At 43.4% G+C, this 13,835-nt stretch carries 10 protein-coding genes; 4 read left to right on the forward strand and 6 right to left on the reverse strand.

The features are described from left to right. Nucleotides 1-51 precede the first annotated feature (51 nt). The 6 genes from BMZ78_RS14805 to BMZ78_RS14830 form a co-directional block, all read right to left on the reverse strand. Complete coding sequence (locus BMZ78_RS14805) at nt 52-1,269, reverse strand: MFS transporter (RefSeq protein ID WP_093231206.1); 1,218 nt, start codon at nt 1,267-1,269, stop codon at nt 52-54. A 251-nt stretch (nt 1,270-1,520) separates the two neighbouring features. Continuing rightward, entirely contained in the window at nt 1,521-4,148 is a 2,628-nt protein-coding gene (rph, locus tag BMZ78_RS14810; protein ID WP_093231207.1) for a rifamycin-inactivating phosphotransferase, read from the reverse strand. 570 nt (nt 4,149-4,718) lie between these two features. Continuing rightward, entirely contained in the window at nt 4,719-7,826 is a 3,108-nt protein-coding gene (locus BMZ78_RS14815) for an efflux RND transporter permease subunit (protein WP_093231208.1), read from the reverse strand. A 334-nt stretch (nt 7,827-8,160) separates the two neighbouring features. Next, entirely contained in the window at nt 8,161-8,853 is a 693-nt protein-coding gene (locus BMZ78_RS14820; RefSeq protein WP_217645017.1) for a sensor histidine kinase, read from the reverse strand. Nucleotides 8,854-8,867: 14 nt separating this feature from the next. Beyond that, complete coding sequence (locus BMZ78_RS14825) at nt 8,868-9,533, reverse strand: HAMP domain-containing protein (RefSeq protein ID WP_093231210.1); 666 nt, start codon at nt 9,531-9,533, stop codon at nt 8,868-8,870. Then, nucleotides 9,530-10,204 carry a response regulator transcription factor gene (locus BMZ78_RS14830; protein ID WP_093231211.1) on the reverse strand — a complete coding sequence of 225 codons (675 nt, stop codon included), beginning with the start codon at nt 10,202-10,204 and terminating at the stop codon, nt 9,530-9,532. The genes BMZ78_RS14825 and BMZ78_RS14830 overlap by 4 nt, the downstream gene beginning before the upstream one ends. Nucleotides 10,205-10,572: 368 nt before the next feature. Between BMZ78_RS14830 and BMZ78_RS14835 the strand changes: the two genes are divergently transcribed. The 4 genes from BMZ78_RS14835 to BMZ78_RS14855 all read left to right on the forward strand — a co-directional run. After that, nucleotides 10,573-10,968, forward strand: a complete 396-nt coding sequence (locus BMZ78_RS14835) for a DUF1259 domain-containing protein (RefSeq protein ID WP_093231212.1) — start codon at nt 10,573-10,575, stop codon at nt 10,966-10,968. 593 nt (nt 10,969-11,561) lie between these two features. Then, nucleotides 11,562-12,203: a spore coat protein gene (locus tag BMZ78_RS14845; protein WP_093231219.1), complete on the forward strand. Its 642-nt coding sequence runs from the start codon at nt 11,562-11,564 to the stop codon at nt 12,201-12,203. 322 nt (nt 12,204-12,525) lie between these two features. Further along, on the forward strand, nt 12,526-13,452 hold the full coding sequence (locus BMZ78_RS14850; protein ID WP_341849647.1) for a DMT family transporter: 927 nt from the start codon (nt 12,526-12,528) through the stop codon (nt 13,450-13,452). Between the two features lie 114 nt (nt 13,453-13,566). Next, on the forward strand, nt 13,567-13,835 hold a 269-nt coding region (locus BMZ78_RS14855; RefSeq protein WP_139203339.1), incomplete at its 3' end, for a transposase.

Consider the following 13,835-nt stretch of genomic DNA (forward strand, 5'->3'; position numbering starts at 1 on the left):
ATTTTCAGTTATGTTGCTTCTATATCCTAAAATGACTACCGCTTTTTTGTATCATATCTTTTTTTCGGCATGGTATTGATAATTTCTCAATGATGGGTGCAGTAAAATAATCAAGAACGTAATGGAATACAATACTGCACCAAGAATGTATGTAAATTGAATATTTACCGAATCAGCGATCCATCCCATGACTAAATACGCTACACTTGACCACGGGGTTAAAATGGTACTTCTTGCAGCCATGACACTCGCTCGCTCATTGGGTGGGATTACATCTTGTAGGCATATATCTCTAGCCTGATACAATGGACCCATGAAAACACACAATAGTAAAGATAAAACTTCATTTTTATTAGTAGCAAAGAAAAAGGTCAAGATAGCCATGGCTAATGAACTTAATCCAATCATAAATCCTATTCGTTTTTCCAGGTATTTGGCAATTAGGACAACCATCAAACTTCCTAAAATCCCACCGATCCAATAGGAAGCATTAATAAATCCCAGCCATTCACTTCCTTTTTTTAAAACCTCATCAGTAAACGCTACTATAAAGGCACTACTCCAGACAACATTGGCTAATGATTCACTAACGTCCATCAATGTTAAATTTCGTATAATACCAACTCTCATTAATTTGATCCAGGCTTTCTCAGGCTTATCGGATTCTTCTCTGGTTACTGAATGATCTGTTTGTATCAGGCGTATTAATATTCCTGATAGCAAAAAAGAAACGGAAATGATCACAATGATTAGGTAAAATGGAAGAGTTATTGCTATGACTCCTCCTAACCCCCAGCCACCAACCAGGAATAGTTGATGAATGACATTAATGGTTCCGTTAGCTTTCATATATTCTTTCTTGGACACGATCAAAGGGAGTAATGCAAAACGTGCTGGTTGATACCACGAACCGACAACGGAGATAAAAAATAGAGTCATCAACAAGAGGATGAAAAACGCAGGTTGAATGTTTGTGAGTAGAAACGCCAGAATGACGGTTAATCCTGCTCGAGCCCATCCAATCCAATGCAGAATATGGACTAATGAAAATCTATGAATATGATATGAGCCAAGAATTCCACCAAAAAAGGAGCCAAAAGCCATAACAGTTAATACAGAAGCCGATCCGAATATGGAGTTGGTGTGTTGGTATACTTTTACGATTACAATCACTTGAAGGAGAACCATGGATAGAGATTGGAGGGTTTGGGAAAGCCAGAGTTTCAGGAAATTCCCTTTTTTAAATAAACTGCGAATGGTAATTTCCATAGAAAAACTCCTTTATTTCCAAGTAAGGAGGCAACCGGTCTCCGGTATTAGTTATTGTCCATGACTAGTCTTCATTTTCTTCAACTTATATATTATCCACCGCTATATTTATTTCAATTTTAACATAATGATATTAATATAAAAATATTAAGAACAGCATAAATAAGCTGACCCAAAAGATCCTAAGTGACCTTTTGGGTCAGCCCTTGTTTTAATCCTCATCCCGTTCATGATATGGCAACATGGATCGCTTACTCATTTTTATCACTCAAAAACTCCACAAATCCCTGGTTTCCATCCACTCGAATCATTTGTCCGTCCTTGATTTTCTTCGTCGCATCATCCACACCCACAACGGCAGGAATTCCGTATTCACGTGCCACAACCGAACCGTGAGTCATCAGGCCACCCACTTCGGTAACCAATGCTTTAGCCGACTGGAATAATGGGGTCCACCCTGGATCCGTATGTGGTGCAACGATAATTTCCCCTTCATGGAGAAATGCTTCTTCCGGTTTCAGGACGATGCGGGCTTTTCCTTCCACAACCCCTGCGGAAACTGGACTTCCAATAAGCGCTCCTTTAGGGAACTCCCCTTGTCTGGGCGAAACTGTCACTATCTCACCTTCGCTCGTCATCACTCTTGGCGGTTTCAGCGTTTGGTACCATTCATATTTTTCTTTTCGATCTGAAATAACCTGGGAGACATCTTCTTTAAACTCGCCTTTTGAGAGTTGGATTAATTCGTCAAGGGTAAAGTAATACACATCCTCTGCCTGTTGAAGAACCCCTTTTTCCACCAAATCTCCGGCTTCGGCCATGATTGCTTTCTTGCATTCGTCCATAACCGAAACCATCAGATATTTGTGGTGCTCCCGAAGACCGCCCAAATAGCGGAATACCTCAATAAAACGTTTGGCATATTTGGACTTGATACGGCTGCGTTCAACCTGCCGAATTATAACCTGAGCAGCTTCCTGGGCTTCCTGCTCTCCCTGAATGAACCTTTGCCGATGTTCCCCTGGTTTTACACTGCGCATGTGTCCCAAGATTGCCGGTACCAGTTGGGTAGGCGCTTCACGCCAGCGGGGCTTGGTCAGGTCAATCTCACCCGGGCAACGCATTCCGTATTTGGCCATAAAATCTTCCAATGCTTTCTTAAATCGCTCTCCTCCTTTTATTTTTGCCAACCCTTCATAGAAGTTTTGGTCATTGGCATGTTTAAGGTACTCCTCTACTTCTGGCAGCTCGCGAACCAAATCGGCCAAATCGCCAATCTGTAACCCCATTTCACTGGTGATATTGCCAGGGAGCGATTTATTTAACCTGTGCAGTATCTTGTCATCACCCATCCAACGAATGAGCGCCTTCTTTAACCATATGGATAGGATCACGAAGGTTAAGGGATATGGCAGGATGTTCGGCAACACATCCCTTAATAAAGTATCTAATTGGTATTGAACTGCTTCCAGACGTGCAGGACCTCTCAAGCCCTTCAAGTTGTCCCGAACCTCTGTCAACTTTTTCTGCATAAAGGCTTCTACCTTCTCTTTGGCCAGTTTGGGGTCACGCTTGAGAAGATTTTTCCACACCTCTTTCAGGATCGGTACAATGAATGGACGTATTGCCCTGGATAAGCCCGGTTTGGGAGGCACTTTCAGAAACTCTGGTCGCTGAATGACTTCACAAATGGCACGACTGATGGCTTCATCTGCATTGTTCAATGCATGGGGCAAGATTTTTCTTCCAAGCTTGAGATGAAGTACATCTGTGGGATCAACATAAAGACGTCCACCTGCTTCTAACATAACGTTAGCCGAAGCCATGGTTCTTAATACAGAAATGCCCAGTGGTTTCATGGCATCTGTCATCATTTGGACATGGCCAAATGAGAACATCACACGCAATGGTTCCTGTGGCATGTCCGGAAGGGGATATAACGAAGTAATCGGCCGGCTTTGGACCACAAAAACCTCCCCGTTTTCAATACAGAACTCAATATCCTGTGGAGAGCCAAAATGTTTCTCGATTCTTTTTCCCAGTCTGGCCAAACTCACAATCTGTCCGTCCGTCAGCGTCTGTTTTGTCTGTTGGTCTCTGGGCAATTCTTTGGTTACTGTACCGCCTTCCGGCAAAGAGTAAATCGCTTTTTTCTTTTCCGATATGTTCTTGTGAATGATTTCACCGGATTTTACCTTGTATAAATCAGCAGACACTATCCCTGAGACAATGGCTTCACCCAATCCAAAACTTGCATCGATGGAGACCACTGTACGGTTCCCATTTACAGGATCGGCGGTAAACATAATCCCCGAGATTTCCGGATTCACCATGCGTTGCACCACGACAGAAAGGTAAACCTGGCGATGGTCAAAGCCATTTTTGGCCCGGTAGGAAATGGCCCGATCCGTGAATAACGAAGCCCAGCATTTTCGAATGTGTCGAAGCAGTTCATCGGATCCCTTGATGTTCAAATAGGTATCCTGCTGACCAGCGAACGAAGCGGTAGGCAGATCCTCAGCCGTCGCGCTGGAGCGAACGGCATAAGCATAATCTTTTCCTACCGATTCCCACGCATGAAGAATTTCATTTTTCATCTGAGCAGGGATCTCTAATTGCTGCAAGTGTGTACGAATGCTCTCTCCCAGTTTCCGCAATTGATTTAAGTCGCCTGGATCCATGGCATTGAGTTCATTTAGCAGAGATTCCATTTCGGGACTGGTTGCGATTAAGTCCTGATAAGCGTAGGTTGTGACACAGAATCCTTCTGGTACCGGGAAGCCGGCCTTTCTCAATTCACCAAGGTTCGCTCCCTTTCCTCCCACATAAGGAAGACTGGAACGGTCCACTTCATTAAAAAACAGTACATGTGCTTTCATAGGAAATGACTCCTTTTTAATGAAAATCAAGTGAGTACTTACTTAATTAATACGAAAAGAAAGATGGTTTATTTCAATGTTGCCTGGCAACACCATCAGAGGGATGTTCTATAAAACGGAGGGATGGGTTCCTTACGGAGTGATTGTGATGGTACAGAAGTCGTCATGGGAAGAAACCCAGCTCGAAACGCAAGAGAAACGTATCCATATTCAGTCCTTTTTTCTTCAATAACCTGAACTTCATGCTTCTCCTTAATAAGAAAATCACTTCAAACTCATAATAATTTAAAATTTTGTAGATGTAAAGTGAGTACTCACTAAAAATGATACTTTCCATAAATCCCCCCCAAAATGATTCCCTATACGAGGGATAAAATACCGTTTTTTGCGAATCGCACTTGCAACATCAGGGTTCGGATACTGATATTTCGTCTATAGATGACACAAAAACCCGATCAACCACCCATAGCGTGGTTGGAAATCGGGTTTTTGTTTGTGTTTGACTTTCGATGATTCATTACCGACTTGAATACCACAATGCAGTATTGGTATTCATTTCTATCAATTTCTTCAATCCAATCCGTTTGATTCAATCCGGCGATACTTTCCGACGATCGCATATAGTACCGGAACAAAAATGAGTGTGAGTAACGTCGATGTGGTCAGGCCGCCGATCACTGTGACAGCCAAGCCTTTCGAGATCAGCTCTGTTGATGCTCCGGACAAGGCTAACGGTATCAGTGCGCAGATCGTGGCAATCGCCGTCATCAGGATGGGGCGTAAACGTGTTTTGGCTGCATCAATCAATGCTTCGGTCAGCTCCATGCCAGCCTTTCGCTTACTTTCCACCCGATCCAAGAGAACGATCGCATTCGTGACCACGATGCCCACCAGCATGAGCAGTCCGACCATGGCACTCATGGAAATCGTTTGGCCGGTAATCCACAATCCTGTTAAAGCTCCAACAGGAACGAACAGGAGGGAAGACAGGATGACCATCGGAGTGAGCAGACCGCCATAGGTCACGGTCAAAATGAGAAATACCAATCCGATGGCGATGGCAATCGCTGTTCCCAGGCTGGTTAACCCTTCCTTGATGTCTTCCTCTCCACCGCCTACCTGGACCTGAATTCCTTTCGGAAGTGACAATGATTGGATATCCTGATGAATCTGATCTGTAACAGCAAACGTGTTGTCTCCTTTTATTTTCGCACTTACCTGTGCATAGATTTTTCCGTTTTCATGAAGAATTGCACTAGGCAGGTTCGCCGTTCTTATATCGGCAATCTCCTTCAGCTTTTTCTCTCCAGCAGGTGTATTGATCTCGATTTCCTGTAACTGCGATTCAGACGATACTTTTTGGTCATAAAGAAGGACAAGCGATTGCTCTGTTCCATCCAGTTCATAGGTTCCTACCTCTATCGGCTGAAGGCGTTCGTTTATTAATGCCATAACCTGATTTGGGCTGATCCCCAGTTTTTTTCCTTCGTCATTTAATGATACTTCCCATGCCAATCGTGTTTTTTGCATGTTGTTGGAGATATTTTTCAGCTCTTTATGCTGTTTCAATAGATCTTCTACCTGACGGGCAGCCTGCTCCAGATCTTTTAAGTTGTCTCCAAATAATTTGACATCGATATTGTTACCAGATCCGGGGCCACCTTGCACTTCTTCTTTTACACTAATCGTTGCCGTTGGAATCTCTTTTTGGGCAAGCTGTGAAACCTCTTTTTCTACCTTTTCCAGGGTATCGTTGACCGAGACTCCATCTTTGATCTCCAGGGTGAACTTAATCTCCCGTTCGTTTGCTCCCTGCCCTCCGCGGAAGCCTCGTCGCAAGGCCGTACCACCGACAGTCATTTGCCGCTTCACAAAGAGATCCATTTCATTCAAATGATCATCGATTTTTTTCGCCAGCTCTTCTGCCGCCGTTAGCGTTGTAGCAGCCGGTAACGTGATATTTGCTTCGATACGACTGGCTTCTTCTGATGGCAGGAATGAGAATCCGATTGCCGGAGTCATGGATAATGCGCCGAACAACAAGAGAATGGATGTTACGATCACCCACGCCTTTTTGCGTAAAGCCCCCCGAAGCCATTTCTCGTATGAGCGGGTTAGCAACGATTCGTGTGAGTGGTGTTTTACTTTTTTGAAGAACGAAGCCCCCATCACCGGAATCAACATGATGGCCACCAAGAGGGAGACCAGGATCGAAATGGCAACGGATATGGCAAAAGGCCGGAAAAATTGCCCGATGATACCCTCTACAAAGGTCAGCGGCAGGAAGACAACAACGGTGACAAAGGTGGAGGAGGCGACAGCTCGCACCACTTCCTTGGTAGCCCGATAGACCAGCTCTTTATGGGTCAATTGTTTTCCCTTTTGTTGCTTCCAGCGGTAGATATTCTCGATGACGACAATGCTGTCATCGACGATGCGTCCAATCGCAACAGCCATTCCTCCAAGGGTCATGATATTTAGTGTATAGTCCATCATTTCCAGGAGAGAAAGCGTAACCAGGATGGACAGCGGAATGGAAACCAGTGCAATGATGGTCGCGCGAACATTGCGTAAAAACAACGCAATGACAACAACCACGAACAATGCACCGTATAGTCCTTCCCGAATCAGTCCGGCAACAGAGTCTTCCGCTTTCTGTCCCTGGTCAAAAATCGGATTGATATCAAAATCTTCTTGTTGCTGATACTTTTTCAAGATTTCCCGGACGGACTTGGAGACATCAGTTGTATTGGCATTCTGCTCTTTGGTCACTTCAAGCAGAAACGCCTCATTACCATTTACCTTGTTTATTTCCGATTTCTTGGAAACAGTTTTAATCTCGGCGATATCGCCCAGTCTTACTGTTTTAGGTTGAGTGTTTCCACTCGCTGGTGCCTGTGTTCGCCCACCTTTCCCCACCTGTGGATTCGCTGACATGTTTGCTCCAGATCCGGAGATGATGATCGCTTTCAAGTCCTCCACTTTTGGCATTTTTCCTGTCAGGCGAACAGCGATCGTATTGCCATTCTTTTCGGCAGTAGCAGCTGGTAAAGAATACTTCTCGTTTTGAATCGCATTTTTAATCGATTGGAGAGTCAGTCCTTCTTTTTCTGCCTTGTCCAAGTTGACTTTGATTTCAACTTCTGCTGTTTTTTTCCCTTTTAATTGAACCGTACTAATTCCCTTGGTTTGCTCCAGCTCCGGAATGATTTTATCTTCCAGCAATGTTTGCAACTCATCTCCATTTTTAGAGGAAAGAGCCGCTTGATAGACCGGCAAGTTTTCCAACTTCATTTGGCTAACCTGAACTTCTGCCTGTTCTGGCAAAGCCAGTTTGGAAAGAGCACTGTCAAGCTTCCGCTCTTTCTCATCCAAATCGGTTCCCAAAGGATACGTCACAGTCACATTTACGCTATTTTCACCAGAGGTACTGGTTAAATTCTCATAGTCATTCAGACGCTTAATGGCATCCTCGATCGGTTTGGTCAGATTCTTCTCAATATCTTCTGCTGTTGCACCCGGCTGGGTTCCCTGTACGGTCAGGATGGGATTACTCACATCGGGGAATGTTTCCAGTTTGATGTTCTGTGTAGCCATCACTCCTGAGAAGAGGACGACAAGTACCAGCAAAAAGACAGCGGTACTGTTTTTCAAGCTCCATCTGATCATGCCGTTCATATGGCAACCTCCTTTGTTCTGATGCTAGGTAAAGGATAGTTGCCTTATGTAAACTCAGTTTAAACAAACCGGAAATCTCATGACGAAATTGTGAACAAAAAAAGCCTTGGATTGACCAAAGGCTCAGCTTGTTGGCAAATTTTCCGTTATATGCCAGTTTATCAACAGACCCTCATCTTTCGGAACAACACCATAAAAGGTGTTCTGTTTTCTATAATGCGGAGAAATGGATTCCTCACGGACTGACTGTAATGGTACAGAAGTCGTCACAGAGGAAGGAACCCATCCCGAAGCGCGGGAGAAACGGCGTATCCATATTTTCAGGATCATCTCGCTATGAATCCATTTTCTTATCTGCCTGTCGGCGTGGCAACTTCACCGTAAACGTGGTTCCCTTGCCCACCTCACTTGCCACCAGGATCTCTCCCTGATGCAATTCCACGATCTTTTTTGCAATGGACAAACCCAGACCGTTTCCGCTTTTGCGGCGATCCCGTGCTGGATCTCCGGTATAAAAGCGTTCAAATATGCGTGATTGTGCCTCTGGTGGAATGCCCACACCTGTATCTGTAACTTGCACAACGACCTGCAAATCGTCGGCTGTCAGCTGAATGCCGATCCGACCTCCCTCTGGCGTAAACTTGATACTATTTCCCAACAGGTTCAACCACACCTGGTTTAGTTGGTCCTGATCCGCCACCACCTCCACTCGCTCCAATGATAAATCCAGTTCCAGATGTTTTTTCGACCATTGCGGTTCCATAAAAACAACGACCCGGCGTAGTTGCTCGTCCAGTAAATAGGGTTTCGGATGAAAAGGAGGATGATTGGACTCGAGCGCAGCCAACTTTAACAAATTCTCGCTTAACCGGGATAAGCGCTCTATTTCCTGCTGGATAATATCCAGATACTCCCTCCGCTCTTTCTCCGTAATCGCCTCTTCCTTTAATATTTGCGAATAGCCGCGAATGGAGGTTAGTGGGGACTGGATTTCATGAGAGACATTGGAGACGAAGTCCTGCCTCATTTGTTCCAACGACCTTAATGCTTTTGACAGAAGCTTTTCGCCAATGTGCCAAGCTCATCTTTCTGTTTGACATCCACATGGACATCAAAATCGCCTTGGGCCAGCTTCCGTGTTGCCAAGGTCATAGCTCTTATCGGTTTAACCAGATACCGGGCAACAATCAGGTATTGGAGGCTACCAACGATAAAAACGATGAATAGCACTGTCCTTAAAACCTTATGTAAATCTGTAAAGATCTCGTCTACACGCAATCGGATAAACAGGGCATAGTGCTGATTGTTCATTTGAAACGGCAAACCGACAATGCGGGAAAAAGGAGGACCGGGATCGTCCACATCTCGATAAATTCCGCCCTTTAACACGTGCTTTACATCTTGTTCTGAAATCCCACGTTTAGGTTTTCGCGGGGTGGTGCTATAGTATTGAACTTCTCCTGTCTCCTTATATAGCCAGGCATTGTAACCCAAAGGCAATCTGTTCAAATATGCATCAATGCCTTTGGTTGGATTTTGTTGGTATAGGGCTATGATTTCTTTTCCTTGACGGATGATGTACTGATCAATTCGGCCACTTATTTCTTGCCTATATAGACTGCTGGAAATGAAGAAGGAAATGATCAAGCTTGTCAATACCACACCGATAAAGGTGATGGCCAGTCGAACATATAATGTGCGGATCATGACGTCACATCCAATCGGTAACCGAGACCGCGAACAGTGATGATTTGAAACGAATCCGTCAAGGGTGCAAACCGTTGGCGCAGTCGATTGATATGAACATCAACGGTTCGTTCTTCTCCCTCATAATCTACGCCCCAGATTCGTTCGATTAGCTCGTTGCGCGTAAAGATTTGGCCGGGATAGCTAGCCAATTGAAACAAGAGTTCAAACTCCTTGGGTGGCATTTTCATGATTTGGCCGCCAATACTCACCGTATAACTGTTGGCATCAATTGTGATATCACCTATTTGTACTGTTTTGCTGGATGTAATTCGAACACGCCTTAACAAAGCTTTCACTCTCGCTACCAGTTCCAGAGGATCAAACGGCTTAACGATGTAGTCATCTGCTCCGATCTGAAATCCTTTTAATTTATCAGCCGTTTCTCCCTTTGCCGTCACCATCAGGACAGGCGTGTCACTGTATTCCCGAAGGTTTCGGCACAACTCCCATCCGTCCATTTCTGGCAGCATAATATCCAGCACTATCAAATCAATCCTCTGTGAACGGAGAATGGAGATTGCTTCTTTGCCAGTTGCGGCTTCTAGAATGCGGAATCCTTCTTTTTTTAAATAAAAGCAAATGATTTTGCGGATATTTACATCATCTTCGACAACCAGGATCTCAACCATGCGTCTATCCCCCATAACATTACTGATGGTTATGCCTGTGCTCTTTGCCATTTTGTAACAGTACGGTCCCTTCGAGATCAAACTTGCCTTACGAGGATACACTCGATGGAAGTATATAATTTGACACGCCAAGATGTCCAGTTAAGAAAACCTAGGTAATGAAATGATTTAATACCTATAAATATCAGGAACTTAGAATAGGGAATATAAAACCGTTTAGATTCTGTCCTTTTACGTGTCCTACCTAAGTTCCCCTTATATGAAAATGGATAAGAACACAATATGGATGCATATAGGCAAAAGCCATTACTGGTTACATCTTTCCTTCATAATCTATACTAATCGCTTGACAGAAGGGAGGTAACCGAATGAGTGCATTGAGACAGCTCTGTAACCAATTTGCCCGAATTGTGAATGGTCAACCTAGTGTGATGAATGGGGTTTGTTTTATACAAAAATTCAGAAATATTGACGCAACGATATTGGGACGTCGTACTCGATCTCCGCTGGTATTACCAACCTTTTTTTCTTTTGAATCCATTGATCGTCAAGGACGGGCACTGAACCTGGGAGAAACGGTCATTTTACAGTCGGAGATCAATCCCTTTATTTCTGCACTAAGAAGAGGAAGAATCAAAATAACCGCCTTTCATAATCACTGGTTATTTGAAAATCCACGACTGTTTTACATTCATTTTCAATCTGTCGAAAACCCTATAATTTTTGCTAGAAAAGTAGCCAAAGCTCTGAAAGTACTGCGATAATTGCAAAAGGCCCTGTTTCTCGAGATATACAAAGGGAGTAGGCTTAAATGAAGTTAAGAATCATTTCCTGACTGCATTCAAACATGGGTGGCGGGGGTAGAGCAGGCTCTTTTTGGAACTGTCCCCCCAAAACTATCATACGAGTTTTCACATACACAACTCAGGCCTCTTAAAATACCCTATAGGGGACGCGGTTTCTCAACAGTAATTCCCAGGTTATGGACCTGGCTCTGACAGTAAAAGGACACGATTTTCCAGCAAAGGTCACCAAACAAATGGTATCTTTATCATTCCATAAGTTTGGTGATCTTTTGTTTGCAGACGGGACAGATTCCTTGTTGTTCTTTCCAAAATTGCTGAATTTTACATTTTCCATTGAGGTCGCCAACCAAAGATCGCGATTTTTTCTCCATATTTCCATTCATAACCAAGACCATATCTCCATACAACAAAATGTTTTTTCTGGGCATTATAAATACCGTAAATCCATTCAGGAGGTGAACAGTCGTTACTTTGATATAGAGAATTGTCTACAATAAGTAGACATGCTTTCTATATTTAAAGTAGCATTCACACTTATGCAACCAATCAATATGACACAACAGGAAAATCCACAGACAAACATGCATGTCGGTGCAGTTCAATTTAATCATGGCGGCCATGAGGTCAATGACATGTTGGAAATCCTGGGCAGTACAGCGAATCAACTCAACCAGTATCTGATCCATTCCCAGTTTGTCAAAGACCCTGAGCTGAAACAGATCATGGACAGACAATATCGCTTCATGACGGATGAGTACAACATGTTGGTTCAATCATTTTCCACGGGACAAGATCCTGCTCATGGCACCAAACGTTATCAAATGACCCAAAACAACGAAACCATTACTTATGGTTTAAAACCTTCACCACCGAAAAAACCGATGCAATCAATGGCAGAAATCAATGATGCAGACATTGCCGGACATTTGATCGGTCTCGTCAAATCAGCAGCCAGTGCCAAAACCAAAGTCGCGCTGGAGGCAACAAACCCTGTCGTTCGCCGTGTTCTTCAAGACAGTATTCCAAATTGCATCGAAATGGCTTATGAAATTTTCCTATGGCAAAACAAGCATGGACATTACCAGGTGCCCCAATTTGCAGAGCAAGATATGCAAATGATGTTGCAATCTTATTCACCAGCAACGGGTACACCCATGTTATCACCTAATGGTCAAATGCCGCGTATACAATAGATGATTACTAACTTCCAGGTACCTTCAAATCGGTTGGGAATGATTATGTAAGATGGCTTAAGGAAACTCATATTCTCTCACGCCCATCGCTCATTCATCCCAGATTTGTCAAAAGCATAAGATCTTCTGAATTCCATCACTGGATCGGCTCATCGAGTCGATCTTTTTTGCTATTATATAGAGTATGACTCTCTGTCTGAAAGTAGCTTTCAGTTTGATTCTTGGATCAAATAGGCTACCACATGTCGTATTTAAATGCAGTATCTATTCCATGTATTTGTGCAAAGAATTAGTTATGCAAAAGATAGGGAAGTGTTTGAAGGTGCCAAGATGGATTTATGGTTTACTTGTAACCGTTGTTGTCATGATTTGGGGATTTAATGTCATTGCCTTAAAAGTGTTGGTTCACCATTTTGATCCTGTGACAATGACCTCTTTTCGTATATTTGTAGCAGGATTTGTTGTATTCGTCATGATGGGGTTGATTGGAAAACTGAAAAAGTTGACTTGGACAGAAATGAAATTGGTAGGGGCGGCAGGCCTGTTTAATGTAGTCTTCCATCATTTCTTTTTAGCGATTGGATTAACACTAACCACAGCTTCAAATTCCGGATTGATCTTGGGGACGTTACCCCTTTTAACCGCTCTCATGTCGATGAAGTTTTTGGGGGATCGTTTTACCTGGTTTCGTGGATTAGGCATTTTGTTTGGATTACTTGGCGTTTCCTTTATTGTGTTAAATGGGAAAAGTCATTTGGGACAAGTTTCGATCGGAGATTTTTACGTCTTTTTGGCAGCACTTTCTCAAGCGATCAGTTTCATTCTTGTAAAAAGAGCGTCGAATACCATGGATGTAAGAGTATTAACCGGTTGGATGTTTCTGTTTGGTTCCGCTGTTTTATTTTTGGTGAGTCTGGCTATAGAACCACACGGTCTGGCTCGTTTTTCAAACGGAAATATTCAGGTTTGGCTCCTTTTTCTCTGCTCGGCTATTTTTGCGACGGGATTAGGGCATATGATCTACAACAAGTCGCTTCAACGCTTGGGAGCGACCGAGGCAGCCATTTTTACAAACTTAAGTCCATTTTTTACTTTAATCGGTTCTTATTTCTTCCTGAATGAACCTATCACTTTCGCCCAAATGAGCGGATTTGTATTGATCATTCTGGGAGTTATCTTAGGATCAGGTGTGATCAATGATCAGAATAAAACACAAAGGATGAGGAAAGAGCAAGATCAGGCAATTTGATGCAAGAAAAAAAAGCCATCCAAGTTTTGGATGGCTGAGGCTGTTGACAAAGAAGGGTCAACAGCCTTTTTTGTCTAATAAGAAAATAAAAAGTATTAGCGGAGGAAGGTTTCTATGTTTAGAACTAATACATCTAGAGAATTCCAACCAGAAGTGGTTAACATAGAAGACCTTGTCCCTCAAGATCACTTGCTTAGAAAAATCAATGAAACCATCGATTTTTCGTTTATCGCGGAAAAGTGTCGTCCGTTGTATTGTAAAGATAATGGTCGGCCTTGCATTGATCCAGTCATGCTGTTCAAAATGCTCTTGATCGGTTATTTGTACGGAATTCGCTCAGAGAGACGCCTCATTGAGGAGATCCGGGTGAACATCGCCTACCG

The organism is Thermoflavimicrobium dichotomicum, assembly GCF_900114055.1.
In the GTDB taxonomy this organism is placed as follows: Bacteria; Bacillota; Bacilli; order Thermoactinomycetales; family Thermoactinomycetaceae; genus Thermoflavimicrobium; species Thermoflavimicrobium dichotomicum.

Excerpts from the sequence above, each read along its gene's own strand:
- BMZ78_RS14815 (WP_093231208.1), bottom strand. The coding sequence starts at position 7,826 with ATGAACGGCATGATCAGATGGAGCTTGAAAAACAGTACCGCTGTCTTT.
- BMZ78_RS14835 (WP_093231212.1), top strand. The coding sequence starts at position 10,573 with ATGAGTGCATTGAGACAGCTCTGTAACCAATTTGCCCGAATTGTGAAT.
- BMZ78_RS14820 (WP_217645017.1), bottom strand. The coding sequence starts at position 8,853 with ATGAGGCAGGACTTCGTCTCCAATGTCTCTCATGAAATCCAGTCCCCA.
- BMZ78_RS14825 (WP_093231210.1), bottom strand. The coding sequence starts at position 9,533 with ATGATCCGCACATTATATGTTCGACTGGCCATCACCTTTATCGGTGTG.
- BMZ78_RS14845 (WP_093231219.1), top strand. The coding sequence starts at position 11,562 with ATGACACAACAGGAAAATCCACAGACAAACATGCATGTCGGTGCAGTT.
- BMZ78_RS14830 (WP_093231211.1), bottom strand. The coding sequence starts at position 10,204 with ATGGTTGAGATCCTGGTTGTCGAAGATGATGTAAATATCCGCAAAATC.
- BMZ78_RS14805 (WP_093231206.1), bottom strand. The coding sequence starts at position 1,269 with ATGGAAATTACCATTCGCAGTTTATTTAAAAAAGGGAATTTCCTGAAA.
- rph (WP_093231207.1), bottom strand. The coding sequence starts at position 4,148 with ATGAAAGCACATGTACTGTTTTTTAATGAAGTGGACCGTTCCAGTCTT.